This is a genomic window from Pseudovibrio sp. Ad13 (assembly GCF_001623225.1).
Taxonomy (GTDB): domain Bacteria; phylum Pseudomonadota; class Alphaproteobacteria; order Rhizobiales; family Stappiaceae; genus Pseudovibrio.
Genome location: NZ_LMCC01000006.1, coordinates 250,215 through 265,297, shown reverse-complemented (window position 1 = coordinate 265,297; position 15,083 = coordinate 250,215). Strand labels below are relative to the sequence as shown.

Annotated in this window: 16 protein-coding genes; 10 read left to right on the top strand and 6 right to left on the bottom strand. The window is 51.4% G+C overall.

Translation table 11 applies throughout. The annotated features are described in order from the left end of the window. The first annotated feature begins 213 nt into the window (after nt 1-213). Nucleotides 214-2,607, top strand: a complete 2,394-nt coding sequence (locus tag PsAD13_RS10505) for a plasma-membrane proton-efflux P-type ATPase (RefSeq protein ID WP_063318108.1) — start codon at nt 214-216, stop codon at nt 2,605-2,607. A gap of 78 nt (nt 2,608-2,685) precedes the next feature. Further along, nucleotides 2,686-3,729, top strand: a complete 1,044-nt coding sequence (locus PsAD13_RS10500) for an AraC family transcriptional regulator (protein ID WP_063318185.1) — start codon at nt 2,686-2,688, stop codon at nt 3,727-3,729. On the opposite strand, the gene PsAD13_RS10495 is transcribed toward PsAD13_RS10500, so the two are convergent. The 3 genes from PsAD13_RS10495 to PsAD13_RS10485 all read right to left on the bottom strand — a co-directional run bounded on the left by PsAD13_RS10495 (nt 3,726) and on the right by PsAD13_RS10485 (nt 5,257). Beyond that, complete coding sequence (locus tag PsAD13_RS10495; protein WP_063318107.1) at nt 3,726-4,334, bottom strand: hypothetical protein; 609 nt, start codon at nt 4,332-4,334, stop codon at nt 3,726-3,728. The genes PsAD13_RS10500 and PsAD13_RS10495 overlap by 4 nt on opposite strands. Nucleotides 4,335-4,443: 109 nt before the next feature. Further along, nucleotides 4,444-4,860 carry a thioesterase family protein gene (locus tag PsAD13_RS10490; RefSeq protein ID WP_063318106.1) on the bottom strand — a complete coding sequence of 139 codons (417 nt, stop codon included), beginning with the start codon at nt 4,858-4,860 and terminating at the stop codon, nt 4,444-4,446. A 31-nt stretch (nt 4,861-4,891) separates the two neighbouring features. Continuing rightward, a complete protein-coding gene (locus PsAD13_RS10485) occupies nt 4,892-5,257 on the bottom strand; it encodes an STAS/SEC14 domain-containing protein (protein WP_057462154.1) in 366 nt (121 codons plus the stop codon). 252 nt (nt 5,258-5,509) lie between these two features. On the opposite strand from PsAD13_RS10485, the gene PsAD13_RS10480 reads away from it, so the two are divergent. From PsAD13_RS10480 to PsAD13_RS10445, 8 genes are all read left to right on the top strand, one after another. After that, entirely contained in the window at nt 5,510-5,770 is a 261-nt protein-coding gene (locus tag PsAD13_RS10480; RefSeq protein ID WP_063306742.1) for an SHOCT domain-containing protein, read from the top strand. A gap of 673 nt (nt 5,771-6,443) precedes the next feature. Continuing rightward, on the top strand, nt 6,444-7,052 hold the full coding sequence (locus PsAD13_RS10475; RefSeq protein WP_063306741.1) for a ferric reductase-like transmembrane domain-containing protein: 609 nt from the start codon (nt 6,444-6,446) through the stop codon (nt 7,050-7,052). A gap of 126 nt (nt 7,053-7,178) precedes the next feature. After that, nucleotides 7,179-7,781, top strand: a complete 603-nt coding sequence (locus PsAD13_RS10470) for a peroxidase-related enzyme (protein WP_063293011.1) — start codon at nt 7,179-7,181, stop codon at nt 7,779-7,781. Nucleotides 7,782-7,912: 131 nt separating this feature from the next. Beyond that, nucleotides 7,913-8,239: a metalloregulator ArsR/SmtB family transcription factor gene (locus tag PsAD13_RS10465; RefSeq protein ID WP_063306740.1), complete on the top strand. Its 327-nt coding sequence runs from the start codon at nt 7,913-7,915 to the stop codon at nt 8,237-8,239. 45 nt (nt 8,240-8,284) lie between these two features. Beyond that, the gene (gene arsB, locus PsAD13_RS10460; protein WP_063318104.1) at nt 8,285-9,334 is read left to right on the top strand and encodes an ACR3 family arsenite efflux transporter; all 1,050 of its coding nucleotides are present in this window, start codon (nt 8,285-8,287) and stop codon (nt 9,332-9,334) included. 105 nt (nt 9,335-9,439) lie between these two features. Further along, nucleotides 9,440-9,949, top strand: coding sequence for an NUDIX domain-containing protein (locus tag PsAD13_RS10455; RefSeq protein ID WP_063304618.1), 510 nt, complete (start codon nt 9,440-9,442; stop codon nt 9,947-9,949). A 49-nt stretch (nt 9,950-9,998) separates the two neighbouring features. After that, a complete protein-coding gene (locus tag PsAD13_RS10450; RefSeq protein ID WP_063318103.1) occupies nt 9,999-10,616 on the top strand; it encodes a histidine phosphatase family protein in 618 nt (205 codons plus the stop codon). A gap of 126 nt (nt 10,617-10,742) precedes the next feature. Next, nucleotides 10,743-11,255 carry an NUDIX domain-containing protein gene (locus tag PsAD13_RS10445; RefSeq protein WP_063318102.1) on the top strand — a complete coding sequence of 171 codons (513 nt, stop codon included), beginning with the start codon at nt 10,743-10,745 and terminating at the stop codon, nt 11,253-11,255. Here the strand turns inward: PsAD13_RS10445 and repC are convergent. The 3 genes from repC to repA all read right to left on the bottom strand — a co-directional run bounded on the left by repC (nt 11,234) and on the right by repA (nt 15,080). Continuing rightward, on the bottom strand, nt 11,234-12,535 hold the full coding sequence (gene repC, locus PsAD13_RS10440) for a plasmid replication protein RepC (RefSeq protein ID WP_063318101.1): 1,302 nt from the start codon (nt 12,533-12,535) through the stop codon (nt 11,234-11,236). The two genes, PsAD13_RS10445 and repC, sit on opposite strands and share 22 nt — an antisense overlap. 254 nt (nt 12,536-12,789) lie before the next feature. Next, nucleotides 12,790-13,863: a plasmid partitioning protein RepB gene (gene repB, locus PsAD13_RS10435; protein ID WP_057462164.1), complete on the bottom strand. Its 1,074-nt coding sequence runs from the start codon at nt 13,861-13,863 to the stop codon at nt 12,790-12,792. Next, the gene (gene repA / locus PsAD13_RS10430; protein WP_063287827.1) at nt 13,860-15,080 is read right to left on the bottom strand and encodes a plasmid partitioning protein RepA; all 1,221 of its coding nucleotides are present in this window, start codon (nt 15,078-15,080) and stop codon (nt 13,860-13,862) included. Before repA ends, repB begins: the two co-directional genes overlap by 4 nt. Nucleotides 15,081-15,083 lie beyond the last annotated feature (3 nt).

Below are 15,083 nucleotides of genomic sequence, written 5' to 3'. Positions count from 1 at the left end.
ACATACCAGTGAGTATGTTACGGAAACACAGTGAGCGCAACCACAACGCTAGGCGCAAGCCCTCTCCCCTCTCAGCAAACCTGAATAATTTGAGCAAGCCGCTTCGCAATCAGGAAACCACGGTTCATGGAAGCTCTCCTTGTTCTCATCATCCGTTTACATGCAACAGCGAAGATATTCCCGTGATGAGTGCTCAATCCATGGAAAGACCGGATGGCTGAACAGGATAAGCCCAGCTTAGCTGATGAATTCAAACGCCTTGAAAGCTCACCGGAAGGACTGACGGGATCAACCGCATCCAACCGGCTGAAGCAATATGGCCCCAATGCGCTGGAAGAAAAGAAGACCAGCAAACTGGCTCAGCTGCTTTTGACTTTCTGGGGGCCTATCCCGTGGCTCATCGAAATTGCGGCGATCCTGTCAGCCATCATCCAGCACTGGGCCGACTTCACGATCATCCTGTTTATGCTGATCCTCAACTCTGGCATCGAGTTTGTTCAAAGCAGCAAAGCAGCTGACGCGCTGGCGGAGCTGAAATCATCCATGGCGCTCAAAGCCCGTGTGAAACGAGACGGGAAGTGGGCTGACATTCCTGCTGAGGAAATCGTTCCCGGAGACATCATCAATCTGGAAAACGGAGACATCATCCCGGCTGACTGTATTTTGGAACGCGGACCGTACCTTGCCGTCGACCAGGCAGCCCTGACGGGCGAGTCGCTCCCGGTCGATAAGCAGATCGGTGATGTCGCGTATTCCGGCTCAATCATTAAACAGGGCACCATGCAGGCGCTTGTGACAGCGACGGGCGGCAACACATTCTTTGGCAACACAGCAAAGCTGGTTCAGTCTGCGGGCAACATTTCTCATTTCCAGAAAAGCGTTCTGGGCATTGGCAAGTTTCTCATTTTCGGCACGGTCTTGCTGGCGGCGCTCATCATCGTCAAACAGCTTTATCTGCAGCAGAGCATTCTGGGCATCATTGAACTGGTGCTTGTGCTGGTGATCGCCTCAATCCCGGTTGCGATGCCCGCAGTTCTATCTGTCACCATGGCTCTGGGTGCACTCACACTTTCTAGAAAGAAAGCCATCGTTTCGCACCTTCAGGCGATTGAAGAATTGGCAGGGGTGAATGTGCTGTGCTCCGACAAGACCGGAACGCTCACCAAAAACGAACTCACGCTTGGCGAGCCAATTCTGTTTGACGCGAAGAGTGAAAAAGAGCTCGTCGTCATGGCGGCCCTCGCATCCAGTACAATAGAAAAAGACGTCATTGATCACCTGATTGTCAGCAAGGCTGAACGAGGCGTTTTGGAGCTCTACAAGCAAAACACATTCACGCCGTTTGATCCCGTGAGCAAACGAACGGAAGCGGGCGTCTCTGGTCCAAGCGGGGCGTTCAAGGTCATCAAAGGTGCGCCGCAAGTCGTCATTGATCTTTGCACAAATACACCAGAGGAGAAAGCCGTCGCCAGCAAAGCCGTGCACGAGTTTGCCGTCAAAGGCTTGCGCGCACTCGGCATTGCCAAGACCAACGAGAACCACGAGTTACGCCTGCTTGGGATCCTCTCTCTTTTTGATCCGCCCCGCGTCGATTCCAAAGCTGTGATTGAAGAAACCCAGAATGCCGGAATCACCGTGAAGATGGTGACAGGTGATGATATTGCCATCGGCAGAGAGATTGCCGGACAGCTGGGACTGGGCACCTCGCTTGAAAGCGCCAGTCAGGTGTTCTCTGAGGCGAAGGACATGGACAACCTGCCAGTTAACATCCGCGAGGAGATCGTCAACGCAGATGGCTTCGCCCGCGTCTTTCCCGAGCACAAATACGGCATCGTCAAAGCGCTTCAACAGTCCGGAGATTACGTCGCCATGACAGGTGACGGCGTGAACGATGCCCCGGCATTGAAGCAGGCAGATGTGGGTATTGCCGTTTCAGGTGCAACAGACGCCGCCCGATCTGCCGCTGATCTGATCCTGACGTTGCCCGGTCTATCCGTCATCACGGATGCAGTGATAGAGGCTCGAAAAATCTTCGCGCGAATGATCAGCTACGTTGACTACCGCGTGGCCATGACGATCAACCTGATGGTGTTCGTCTCAGCCAGTGTGTTGCTGTTGGAAGAGGTGCCCCTGACCGCCATCATGATTGTGATGCTGGCATTGTTGGACGATATCCCAATCATCACCATCGCCTACGACAACACAGAGGCTGCACCAGCCCCAATGGAGTGGCAGCTTGGAAACATGCTGCGCACAGCAACGGTGCTTGGGCTCATTTCAGTTGTCGAGAACTTCGCCCTGATGATGGCAGCGTGGCATTGGCTGGATGTACCCGCTGCGGAGTTGCAGAGCGTCATGTTCCTGCAGCTGGTTGTCGCCGGGCATTTGCTGTTGTTTGTCTGCCGGCATGATCACTGGTTCTGGCAGGCGCCACACCCTTCGGCTAAATTGCTGATGGCAATTATCACCACACAATTGCTCGCAGTTGCCATCTGTCGATCCGGCTTCCTTGTTCCCGCTATCAGCTGGGACTTGATCGGCATCGTCTGGGCTCAAGCTATCCTCTGGATGTTCGTGCTGAATGTTGCCAGAAAGCTCTGCCGTTAAAAGAAGTGCAACACGCTCTTTTACTCGCCACGCAGACAGACTAGATATAGAGCATTGTCTGCAATTGGAGTTGGCGCGTTGCCGAGCTTACCCCTTCCCTTTTTTACTGCCCTGTTTTTGTGTTTCATCCTGTTGCGCCTCATGGTCGGGTATGGACGAAAAATACCGTCGCTGCTCGTAGCGACTATCAGCCTTTATGCAATTCAATCTGTCCTACTCGGTATCAAATGGGGGATGGGTGGGCTCCCCCTCTGGTCGCTCATAGGACTGGCGTTGTTATTGCCGCCCGCGACCTGGCTCTCATTCCTTCAACTCACTGATCGCCTTTCGAAGAAAGCTGTTGGCTGGACGATTGGCGCGACAGCTGCAACTCTTAGCTCTCTCTCTCTGGCACCCGGCTTCAACGCTCCGGTGCTGATTGATCTTACAAGTGTTGTTGTCTATCTCAGCTACGGCCTGTTGTTCTTCCGGTCTGCAACGACTAGGCAGTGGGAATGGGCCAGTCATCTGCCCATCGATCAAATGCTCCCGGCACGCCAGACACAGCTGATCGCAGGCGCTATTTTCTCAACCTCAGCACTTGTTGATCTCGTCGTAGCGGCGGACTTTGCCGTGAACAAAGGGACCAATGCAGCAACCATCGTTGGCACTGCAAACCTCTTCATGCTGCTTGCACTGGTCACAATCGCTGTTCTGTTTACTCGCAAACCAGCGGCTACACCGCAGTTGCCAGAACCTGAAACAACGACCGCATCAGCCTCTGAGGAACAGATTGTGCTGGTCGAAGCTCTCGATCAACTCATGCAGAACGAGCATCTGTACCGGGATGAAAACCTCTCCCTCGATAGGTTGGCTCGCAAACTCCGTGTCCCGGCGCGCCAAATTTCGACAGCTGTCAACACAGTGCGTGAGATCAACCTGCCGCAATACACCAATGGGTTCCGAGTGGCTGAAGCCTGTCTTCTGTTAGAGACAACGGACAAGCCCATCACCACGATCATTTACGATGTTGGCTTTACAACGAAGTCCAACTTCAATCGCGAGTTCCAACGTGTCACAGGCAAGAGCCCGAGTGTATGGCGGAAGGTGAGCCGTACTGTGCAGAGTGTGGAGTCGGCCTAAAAGATCTCTAGCAGGATGCTTGTGGCGTGCTTCCACCCCTTCGCCAAGTTGATGCTGGACACGAGCTTCTCAACATTGATGCGGATGTTTTCCTTTGGAACATCTGCATCAAATTTCAAATAGACCGCGGCCATCTCTCCAACCAAATCGAAGCGCGAAACAATCCCGTCGAAATAGATGACAGACTTCTCTGAGGTGATAGCGAAGTCCTTAAACTGCCCCACAAAGTCACCCGCTAATCTGTCCATCTTTACGCTGATGTTCATCGAATTCGGCAACCTGAGCGTCGCCGCCGGGTCGCACCAACCAAGTCTCCAGGACCCGCGTCTTTCAAATTTAATGGTCATAAGACCGTCTTCATTCTTGGATGTTGTAGCGGTTAGAGAGCAACCTCTTGCATCGCTTGTATCAAGCTTAATGTCGCTTGAACTGCTATTGCCTCCGACGATGCGCAGACCCAGATTGCTTCCTGAGATCTCGATTGAATGCACACCTTCAGGGCTGAGAGTCTCAGAGGTTTCCATGCCTGTTGAGAATGTAACGTAAGCCGCAATCGCTATTACGCCAATCGCGATAAGGGCTTTGGTGCTGTGCTTTGTTGCCATTTGATAACTCCATGATTTGCCTGTTGGAACCATGGGAGTTTGGCGGATTGCCTGCGACCTAGAACGCGATATAGGACCAGAATAGCCTTCCTGAAACGCGATGGAGGACTTAGTTACCCTCTATGAGAAGTGCTTTTGCCGCCGCCCGCACGTCTGGCGGAAACGGGCACGCATGGCGGGCTTCTCTATCCAGATGCGCGCATATCAGTTCAGTGGTCGCGATCAATTTCTGCGTTTCAGTATTATGCATTTCATGGAGGATATAGAGCGTCTTTTCATGAATGTCCGTCACCCCTGATCGACACAGAAGCAGGTCTCCCGCCAGCGCTTCGGCATGGTATTTCGTGGTTTGCTGAACGGCAGCCATACCCCTGTTGTACTCTCGAAAATAGGTCGCGCTTAGCCCGGCTTGTGAGAACAGATGCCAGTTGGCCTCATCGAATTTCTCGGTGTACCACTGAACATTCATGTGTCCCATATGGTCCAACTGATAGGGGTAAACTACACCGCGATAGGTCTCTATCAACGCTCTATCCTCACCGCCCGATGGGCCTAATTTACTCTCTGACCCATTCCCAGGCCTTGTCGAGATTTGCCATATCGAAGTGCTTTTCACCTATTCCAAGCATGGCTGCAAACGGACTATCAATCGCGACGAGCCACTCCCAAATCTTCCGGTCAGAGACGATTGCGATGCGATGAAAACTCTTGATATGTGTCATCGCCCACTTCAAATCTTCGTAGCCAGCCTCGATGCCCCACTTCGCTTGATCATTCAAAATCACCAGCACACTGACATTTGCATGTTTGTCGAGGACGTTCTCAACCTGCGAAATCAGCTCCATTTCTTCGTTAAGATCGACCTTTCCATCCACCTCGAAACCGAGGATGTTCTCCGAACTTTCTGGGAGTTTTTTGATCATTCTGGCACCTCTTTTTCCTGTCAGTATGCTACCTGAACCACGCCTTCCATCCTGTTTCATTCCACGGATAGTTTCGACGTAAATTCGAAATCTCTTGCCAATTCGAAAAGTTGACAGCTGTCCACTTTTATAAAAGTGTAACCGTTATCCGCAGGTGAAGCGGTTGAGACAGTTGATTACAAATGTAATTTGAAAGCTGTGCCGGTACTCCCCATTCTAGTGATGTCTAATAAATATCCCAAGGAGATCACTATGTTTCATCAAGCAGGAATGCACGGATTTCACTTTTTCCCATTCCCAATCACGCTTATTCTCTTGCTCGTCATCGGCTTTTTAATCGCTCGGTCCTACGGCTATTTCGGAGGTTCCAACACTGCTCGCAAGGTTGAACCTGAAGAGCTAAAGTCCCAAACCTCAGAAGCTCTGGACATACTGAGCAGACGTTTTGCGACTGGTGAAATCGATGAGGAAGAGTTCCAGAAACGTTCTCAGGTTCTGCGTTTGAACCTGTAACATCCTCCAACATCGGCACTCAATTCGGGCAACCTGAGTGCCGATATCCCTTCCAGAGCAATGTTGTCAGTTGGCAACTCACACGTATTCAGCTCTGATGACCCGTCCGTTTGGTAGGTCAAAAACCTGCACATCTCGCGCAAAGCCGATAAAACCGAGTATCAATCCGATGCTTTGAGGCCCAGTTTTCCTCTCATTCTATCCAAGCCAACATTCGCAGCACACAACTCACTCAACAGTCTATCGCAGATTTGCGGCGGGTTTCTTTTCAGAGGCCCTCAGCTGTTACTGCTGTTTGCAACCACGTTTGCATCAAAAACAACGCAACTCTTGTTAAAGTGTAATAGAGGAAGCCTTTCGCTAAACACATGCAGAAAGGACAGTTTGCGGGCCATTGTCGGAGCTTCTTAAATTATCTAATGCCTCCAATATGTTGGGCCATAACTTAACCGACACCACGAAGCAGCTAGATCTCTAACCCAACCAAGTTCCACGACATTTTGTTACATCTGATTTCTTGCGGAAAAGACAGAGCTGATCCAGTGTTTAGACAAGGTTGAACGCGAACTCCGCAGTCGCAATCGGCCGCACACTGCTGACTTCCCACGTACCCCAACACCGCGAAATCAGCAGTGTGCACCTTACAACTCAGTGCAAACTCATCCGGGCGACCATGTCTTACCTTCGAGCAATTTGGAACTCACCATTTACCTTCTGGTCTATCCTTGCACTCCCGGGGCTTGCTATCATCGGAGAGCTTCTCCGTGAAAGCGACAAGTTGGAGCACCTTCTCCTTCCAACTGGAGAGTTTGCCGCTCGTTTTCTCATCATAAGCCTCATGATCACGCCGCTGATGTTCCTGACAAACGGTCAACGATGGGTGCGTTGGCTGATGGCACGGCGGCGGTATATTGGCGTAGCTGCAGCTTGCTATTCAGCTCTGCATGTCGCTATCTACCTGCTGGATAAGGGATCTCTTGGCCCTATCCTGCAAGATCTCGTCAAAATCGGGATCTGGACTGGATGGCTGGCTTCTCTCATTTTCATTCCGCTCACAGTCACCAGCAATGATTGGTTCATCGCCCAGCTCGGATCCAGATGGAAGAACCTTCAGAAACTTGCTTACGCAGCAGCAGTCCTCGTGTTCGCCCATTGGGTCCTGGTCGACTACAAATTTGGGCCAGCACTGGTGCATTTCACACCGCTTCTACTCTTAGAGCTCTACAGATATGTGCACGTCACCAATAAACGAAAAGAGCGTAAGCTCTCCGCCCACGCTTAAATCCCAAGCAAGCCTCCAACTAAGCCCGCCTCTTCCCAAAGGCGGGCTTTTCTTTGCTCTCCTTTTGTAGTGAGGACAGTTCCTTCAATCACAGTTAAGCTGCTGCAATGGAGGAGAGACCATATAATGACTACAACCGATTTTCAGAAAATAGAGAGCGCAAGCCTTACGCATCCGACTGCCTTGAAGCTTAGCCTGCCGGATCCATTACCTGATGATATTCAGGAGCTTTTTGGGAAATGTCAGAGCAAACTCGGGTTGATCCCGAACGTGCTGATTGCCTTCGCACATCGACCAGAAAAGCTCAGGGCGTTTTCTCAGATGTATAATGAGCTCATGCTTGGAGACTCTGGCATTTCCAAACTGGAACGAGAGATGATTGCTGTCACCGTTTCGTCGATCAATTCCTGCTGGTATTGTCAGGTCGCCCATGGCGCTGCTGTTCGGGAGTATTCCAACAAGCCGGAACTGGGTGAAGCTATGGTGATGAACTATCGCTATGCTGATCTGACTGACAAGCAGCGTGTGATGCTCGACTTTTCTACAAAGATTGCGAAGACGTCCTCTGAGATTGTTGAGGGTGACCGGCAAGGCCTTCGGGATATTGGGTTTTCGGAAGAAGACATCTGGGACATTTGCGAAGTCGCGGCCTTTTTCTCCATGTCCAACCGCATGGCCTCTGCAACAGGCATGCAGCCCAACCCAGAGTATCACTCCGCAGCACGATAGAAGTGAGCAGGGGAGGGGAGTTTCAGCTGTCAACTCGGCTTCAAAAAAGTTGACAGCTGTCAACACAGAAAGGCCTTGCCAGTGGGTGAGGAGAGGAGTATATCGTGTATCGACGATATACGGAATCAACGATGACAGAAAACACCTGCGTTACGGAATTCGCACCTGCCTCTTTGAATGAGGTAGAAGAAGAAAAGCTCGCAGTCCAGGCCAAAGCCCTGGCGCATCCTGCGCGTGTTCGCTTGCTGAAGATTATGGCGGCTCAACCCGGCTGCGTCGGTGGAGATCTCGTGAACTCTATCGGTCTGGCGCAATCCACTGTGTCCGAGCATCTTCGGATCTTAAAGGATGCAGGGTTCATACTGGCGGAAGTTCAGCGCCCGCGCATTTGTTATTCAGTCAATCGGTCTGAGTTGAAGAACTTCAACTTCCTCTTTGAGAGCAGCTTCAAGCTCTAAAATTTGTCGAAATTCATCGTCTATCGACGATAGGCAGGAGAAATCATGGGTACTTTTGAACGCTACCTCTCAGTCTGGGTAGGTCTTGCAATGGCTCTGGGGGTAGGGGCCGGCCTCCTTCAACCTGGCCTTTTTCAGATAATCGGTGACTTGCAGGTCGGCGGGATCAATCTGGTCATCGCGGTTCTGATCTGGCTTATGATCTATCCAATGATGGTGCAGGTCGAGTTCACCGAGGTTCGCAATTGCTTTGTGAAACCTAAGGGACTCATCGTAACACTAGCTATGAACTGGCTGGTGAAACCCTTCACCATGGCAGCTCTGGCCGTGCTGTTCATGCGCCATATCTTTGCGCCGTTCATTCCAGCAGATCTGGCGGATCAATACATCGCAGGCATGATCTTGCTTGGCGTTGCTCCATGTACTGCAATGGTGTTTGTCTGGTCTTATCTAACAAAGGGCAATGCAAGTTATACGGTGGCACAGGTTGCAACCAATGACTTGATTATGATCTTCGCTTTCGCGCCAATCGCGGCGTTTTTGCTGGATGTCTCAAACATCATTGTCCCATGGGATGTACTGCTGGTTTCAACCGCACTATTTGTTGCGTTGCCATTGGGGGCAGGGTGGTTGACCCGGCTCGGCCTCAAAGACAAAGAGCACCTTTCTTCATTCAGTGCAGGGATGAAACCATTCTCGATTGCAGGTCTGGTGGGCACCGTGTTCTTGCTGTTTGGTCTTCAGGCTGACAACATTATTTCATCACCAGCAGACATCGTTCTCATCGCGATTCCGCTTCTGATCCAAACTGTCCTGATTTTCTTCGTCACGTACTTCTGGATGCGGAAGTGGCGCCAGCCGCACAATGTTGCAGCGCCCGGCGCAATGATTGGTGCGTCGAACTTCTTTGAATTGGCCGTCGCTGTGGCAATCAGCTTGTTCGGCGTCACCTCCGGAGCTGCCCTGGCAACCATCGTTGGTGTACTGGTTGAAGTGCCGGTGATGTTGGTGCTGGTTTCTTATGCCAACCGGACTCGCGGTCAGTTCTCTAAAGACGATCAGGTCCCTGCATCAACAGCCCATTCCAAAACTTAAGCGTGAGGGCAGGGGAGTGATCTCCTGCCCTTCGTCTCTCTTGGTTTTTCGTTTATCTCTGAGTATGCTCATGGTCTATTGCACCAGTTATTTTATGAGCAACTTATGACCCCCAACAATATTCCCGTTCTCAGCAACGGCGTTTCCATTTTCCTTCTCGACCTGAATGCAGAGGAGCCGCAGGTCTTGCTTATGCGCCGCGCTGATACTTTGCTCGGCGCCTGGTGTCAGGTCGCAGGCAAGGTTGAACCAAATGAGACCGGCTGGGAAGCAGCATTACGAGAGGTGAAAGAGGAAACCGGTTTGGTCCTCACCGAACTCTGGTCTGCTGATCTGTGTGAAGAATTTTATGTTCCGGAAAAGAACATCATCCAAAAACTGCCAGTGTTCGTGAGTTTTGTCTCCAGCGAAACGCCAATCACCATCAACGAAGAACACGATGCCTATCAATGGTTTTCATTTGATGATGCCATGGAGCTCTTCAGTTTCCCCGGCCAGCGCCGCGTTCTTGAATATCTCCATGCCGAGTTCGTAACACGCAAAGCAAGCCCACATCTTCGGATCGAGTTACCGACACAGCAGAATGAGGACGCTAGCGAAGTTTTGAGCTCCTGACACTCCACATTCTCTCTTCATGGAAGTGCCGGAACTCTGGTGGTATTCAATGCTGAACGAACTCATTCTTCTGAGACACGGTGAAAGTGAGCACATGCTGAAAGGTGTTGTGGGAGGTTGGACAAATTCGATACTTACAGCTCACGGCATCACTCAAGCGAAGCAAACTGCCGATTACTTGGCAAAATCTGTTCCAACTCCTGCCTTTCAAATTTTTACCAGCGATCTGACACGCGCAGTGCAAACTGCGGAATGGATAACTCAGAAAACCGGAAATGCGCTCACTAAAGCCGGGCAGTTGCGTGAGTTGAACAACGGCGTGGCAAAAGACCTCTCAAAAGCAGAAGCCCAGAAAATCTGGAGCTCACCAACCGAACCAGTTCTTGATTGGATTCCTTACGATCAGGGTGAAAGCTGGCGGATGTTGTATTCTCGAATTGCGACCTACATGGAATTCTTAGCGAGTGCCAACATGGAGAGGCTCATAATCATTAGCCACGCAAACTCCATCATCTGTATCATCAACTGGTGGCTTGGCCTTTCAAGAGATATTCACCTACAGAACATTATGTACGACATCAGACCCTGCAGTCTCACGCATTTGAAACGAGAGAAGCATGGTTCTTCTAGAGTGGCAAAATTAAACGATGTAAGCCATCTGATGTGATGACCAAAGATCTCGGTTCAACCTAGCGATGTTAAGGAGGAGGCGGGTAATTGACCACCAGGATAAGAGATAAATCTGCTTCTCTTGGCTTAATCTGAATCCTTTACCATTTTCAATGAGACCATTATGTCCCAAGTCCCTGTTTTTTGCGACGCCGCAACCGTATTTCTCATCGACAAGAACACTCAAGAGCCACAGGTTCTCCTGCTTCACCGCCTCAAACCACCAGTTCATACCTGGAGTCAGATTGTTGGGGGTATCGAAGCAGGAGAGACAGCCTGGCAAGCAATGCTACGCGAAGTGAGAGAAGAGACTGGCATAGTGCTCGACAACCTTTGGTCCGCAGATGCTGATATTCGTTTCTACATCCCAGAAAAGAACAGCTTCGTAATTCTGCCAGTGTTTGTTGCAGATGTTCCTCACGATACCTCAATTACGATCAATGAAGAGCACGATACCTATCAATGGTTTTCCTTTGCGGATGCAAAGGCGTTGATGAGTTTTCGGGAACAACGCAATATGCTTGACCTTATCGAAGACGAGTTCATCACCCGCACACCAACACCTCACTTGCGGATCCATCTACCCCATCCGCAAGAAACCGGCATTGCAGATCCTTATCCCAGAGCCAGCCCATAAAGCGACTTGTGCAGGGCGAGTTTTCCGTCCTTGGCGCGGTCAACACAGGCGCGGAAGTAACCCGCCGGTCGAGAAATGCCTTCAGGATCGCGCAGGGTTTTTTCAACCGTCACCACCAGAACCGCCGCAGCCATTTTTTCGCCCAGTGTCACAACCGCTTGTTTCCAGCCATCTTCGGAAAGGCCAATCGCCAAACGAAGCTGCTCGCCAGACTGCGCAAGTTCGAACCAGCTTGAAAACTGCATGCCCAGCATTTCCTGGGTTTCCGTTGTTGCACTATCAATCAAACCAATGGAAATAGCAGATAAATGCTCACTTAAACCGTTATCTAACTGACCAGATTGCCGAGATTGCAATTGAGCTGGAGCGTTGGATTTGGCAGAGAATTTGCTTGATTGGTCTTTTTCAAGAGCAATCTTCGAAGCTTCGTTAGAAGCGGAATTGTTATTTGAGTAGCCATCGTTAGATGGCTGCCGTGTTTTACTATTTATATGAGCTTGATGGGTTGTAATATTATAAGGGGTGACATCAATGTCATGGTCGCATGACATTTTGGCATATTCATTGAAATCTGAGGCAGCTTGCTCGTCTTCGGTTTTCTCTTCTGCGAGCTCTTCCACAACCAGTTCATAGAGTTTTGAGACCTTGTCTGCCCGCTCAAGAAGCAGCATTGGCGTTTCCATAATGGCAGAGAGTTCTTCCAGGAACACGGTACAATCCACGCCTTCGCTTTGGCCGGTCCGGCAAGCATCAACGATTGCGCGAGACAACCGATTAACAGTCCGCTTTGCTTCCTGCTCTGCCCGCACCCGTGCCTGAAACTCTTCCCCAATCCGTTTGATCTCATCAATCCGCTGGCGTGCTGGCGAAAAGTCAAAACCATATCCACGGTCAATCTCACCACTTGCACCATTGCGGTAGATAAAACGACGGCCTGTTGAACTGTCGCGGTATGCTAATATGCCCACCTCAACCAGTCGCTTAAGTGCACGGATCACTGTGCGCGTGGAGCGGCACACGTATTCAGCCAACTTGTCATTGGAGATCGCGACCAGCGGACGGCGGTCCTGTTTCCAGTCATCTGCCCGTGTCAGGCCGATCAGAATATCGAGAATATGGTAGGCGGTACCATCAATCCCCAGAGCAGGGGCCGCCTTTTTTAACGTGATCGCCACCTCGGCTTTTGTTGTTTTGACGATATCATTCGCCATTGCCAGTCGCTGGCTTTCCAACATGCCGGGTGTCATTTTGCGAAAGGACGCAACACCGGTGCTTTGCATAGCTAACCCATTCACCGAGGGAATACCCAAGGTGTTATCCAAGTAAGATTGGGGATTGAGCGCCCGAAAAAGCAAAAATGCGCCACAAAGGGTTTCAAGAAAGCATTGCTGACTTGATTCGCACCGCGCGTTCGTCGTAGGATGATCGTGCTAAAGATGGTCCTCGACGAGTGCTCTTCACTCTCTTGGGCGACGATTTTGGGGCCTTGCTGATTGCCGTCAGCAGGGCCTTTCGTCATTCAGGGGTTACACCATCAGGCATCCTCCCCCTTCGTGTCTTCAAATTTGGCAATCAGGCCGGGCAGCTCTTTCAGCAGGAAGGAGCCAAAGTCACTCTGCGTTTTGCTATCAACGGAGAAGACGGTCGCTTTGCCAGTGTGCTTGACGAGCACATGCTTGTTTCCAAGCCATTCAGAAGATTTCGCGGCACGGGTATGAGCTGCAACAGCAATCTCACCAGAAGAGGACGCAGAACCTGCCTCCATCTCGCTTGGCGTTTCTTGCAGCAGCTGCAACACTTCGCTAAACCGCTCATCGCTGTGCAGCTCTGTGAATGAATCCAGCGCAAACAGCGAGGCAATCGCTTTTTCGTGGTTCGGCGCCAGCTGGCCCTCGTGGAAGAAACTTGCCATCTCTTCCCAACGTGGCCGCCCGATTTTTGGGGCAGGCCCAATCACACGCAAAAACTCCTCAGGCATGGTTGCCGCCAGCTTGCGGAGTTTGGAAACGAGAGACTTGTCTTTGCCAATGGCTTTGACAATAAGCGTCTGCGGGTAATCTTGCGCAAGGCGGAAAACGAACAGGCAGGTTTCAATGAAACTCAGGTCTTTCCGTTCATGGTTTTCCTGGCCTTGAGCAACCAGCAATTCTTCATCAGAGAGCGGTTTTATGACACCGCGGACGGGCTTGCCCAAAGCGCGGCAGGCTTTCCAACGACGGTGGCCATAGGCAATCTGGTAGATGCCGTCTTCATCCGGCGCAGGACGCACCAGAATTGGCACTTGCTGTCCGGTCTCGGCAATAGACTCTTTGAGCGCCTCAAATGCCGGATCAAACGCAACTTCCATACGGTCCGCAACAAAGGAGGGTTGAACCTGTTCCGGGTTCAGTTCCACCACATTGTCAGAGGTCGCCATTTGCGTGTTCAGCGTTTTCAACTCTTCACGCAGTTTGTCACGTTCGTCCTTGATCAGGTTGATCTCGGCTGCGCCAATAGCACCGGACGACAAGCGGGGGCGCGGCGCTGTTGCATCCGCAACCATACCTGCCATACCGCCGCCTGAAAACAGCGTGTCTAATGCGTTTTTCCGATCCTTAGCTTTGTTCATAGTGTTCGACCCCAAGAGCTGCGGAGAAGATCTTCAATTTCACGGTTTACCGAATCCATGGATTCAAGCGCACGCTTAAGCGTTTCACGGCCAATGGCGCCCGGTTCCAGTTCGTAAAGCGATTTCTTTTCAAGGCCCGCATTGGCAACCGCGGTGGATTCCAAAGCTGGCGATGTCAGCACATCCTCACCAAAGAGGGCACGCAACAAGCCAACCACACGGGTTTGCGGGCTGTCATTTGGATTGTGACGGGTCACGAGGAACCGCATCCAATCCAGATTCATTTCGCCGCCATTGTTCTCAATCACGGCCATCAGGTCAGAACTCATGCCGAGAAACTGGTTACAGCTTGCAAGGTCCAGCATCTGCGGGTGCAGCGTGATAAGCAATCCGGTGGATGCGAACAGCGCGCCCAGAGTGAGGAAGCCAAGCTGTGGCGGACAATCGATCACAACAACATCGTAGCGATCATCAACTTCGTTCAGAACGTTGCGGATGCGGCGGAAGAAGATGTTTTCGCCGGTAGACGCACCAGAAGCGATCGCTGTTGGAACGATGTGTTCGAACTCGGCCAGCTCAAGGTTGGCCGGAACCAGATCCAGATTGTCAAAATAGGTCGGGCGGATCACATCACCCAGTGTCCGGCGGCCTTCATCATAACGCAGAGCACCAAACAAGGTGCAGTTTGGCTCAACATCAAACTCAGGCTGCACACCAAACATCGCAGAAAGCGAGGCTTGCGGATCAAGATCAATCGCGAGCACACGATAGCCGCGCAAAGCCAGATAATGGGCAAGATGGGTGCTGGTGGTGGTCTTTGCGGAGCCACCTTTAAAGTTGGCGCACGCAATCACCTGCAGCTTTTCACCGTCGCGACGGCGCGGCAGGATATTAACGGCTTCATCGCCCTTTTTACGGGCGGCAAGCACTTCACGGATGGCGTTGATCTGCTGCAGCGTGTAACTGCGGCGGCCATTGGCAAGGCGGGTTGGCGTCGGGCCTTCTCCGTCCAGATCCAGCTGGCGAATGGTGCTTTCAGAAACACCGATAAGACGGGCAACATCGACAGAAGAGAACGAGCGCAGCAATTTATGCGCTTCAGGCGGATAAAGTTCTTGTCTTAACCGGTGCAGCTGGCCAGAAAGGAGCTGCGAATAACGGGAGATCTTCTCAGACGGAGTTTCCTCACGCAAAAGAGTGTTGTTGCCGTATTCCACTTC

Coding starts and splice junctions, on each gene's coding strand:
- PsAD13_RS10505 (WP_063318108.1), top strand. CDS start 214: ATGGCTGAACAGGATAAGCCCAGCTTAGCTGATGAATTCAAACGCCTT.
- PsAD13_RS10495 (WP_063318107.1), bottom strand. CDS start 4,334: ATGGCAACAAAGCACAGCACCAAAGCCCTTATCGCGATTGGCGTAATA.
- PsAD13_RS10485 (WP_057462154.1), bottom strand. CDS start 5,257: ATGATCAAAAAACTCCCAGAAAGTTCGGAGAACATCCTCGGTTTCGAG.
- PsAD13_RS10480 (WP_063306742.1), top strand. CDS start 5,510: ATGTTTCATCAAGCAGGAATGCACGGATTTCACTTTTTCCCATTCCCA.
- PsAD13_RS10475 (WP_063306741.1), top strand. CDS start 6,444: ATGTCTTACCTTCGAGCAATTTGGAACTCACCATTTACCTTCTGGTCT.
- PsAD13_RS10470 (WP_063293011.1), top strand. CDS start 7,179: ATGACTACAACCGATTTTCAGAAAATAGAGAGCGCAAGCCTTACGCAT.
- PsAD13_RS10465 (WP_063306740.1), top strand. CDS start 7,913: ATGACAGAAAACACCTGCGTTACGGAATTCGCACCTGCCTCTTTGAAT.
- arsB (WP_063318104.1), top strand. CDS start 8,285: ATGGGTACTTTTGAACGCTACCTCTCAGTCTGGGTAGGTCTTGCAATG.
- PsAD13_RS10455 (WP_063304618.1), top strand. CDS start 9,440: ATGACCCCCAACAATATTCCCGTTCTCAGCAACGGCGTTTCCATTTTC.
- PsAD13_RS10450 (WP_063318103.1), top strand. CDS start 9,999: ATGCTGAACGAACTCATTCTTCTGAGACACGGTGAAAGTGAGCACATG.
- PsAD13_RS10445 (WP_063318102.1), top strand. CDS start 10,743: ATGTCCCAAGTCCCTGTTTTTTGCGACGCCGCAACCGTATTTCTCATC.
- repC (WP_063318101.1), bottom strand. CDS start 12,535: ATGCAAAGCACCGGTGTTGCGTCCTTTCGCAAAATGACACCCGGCATG.
- repB (WP_057462164.1), bottom strand. CDS start 13,863: ATGAACAAAGCTAAGGATCGGAAAAACGCATTAGACACGCTGTTTTCA.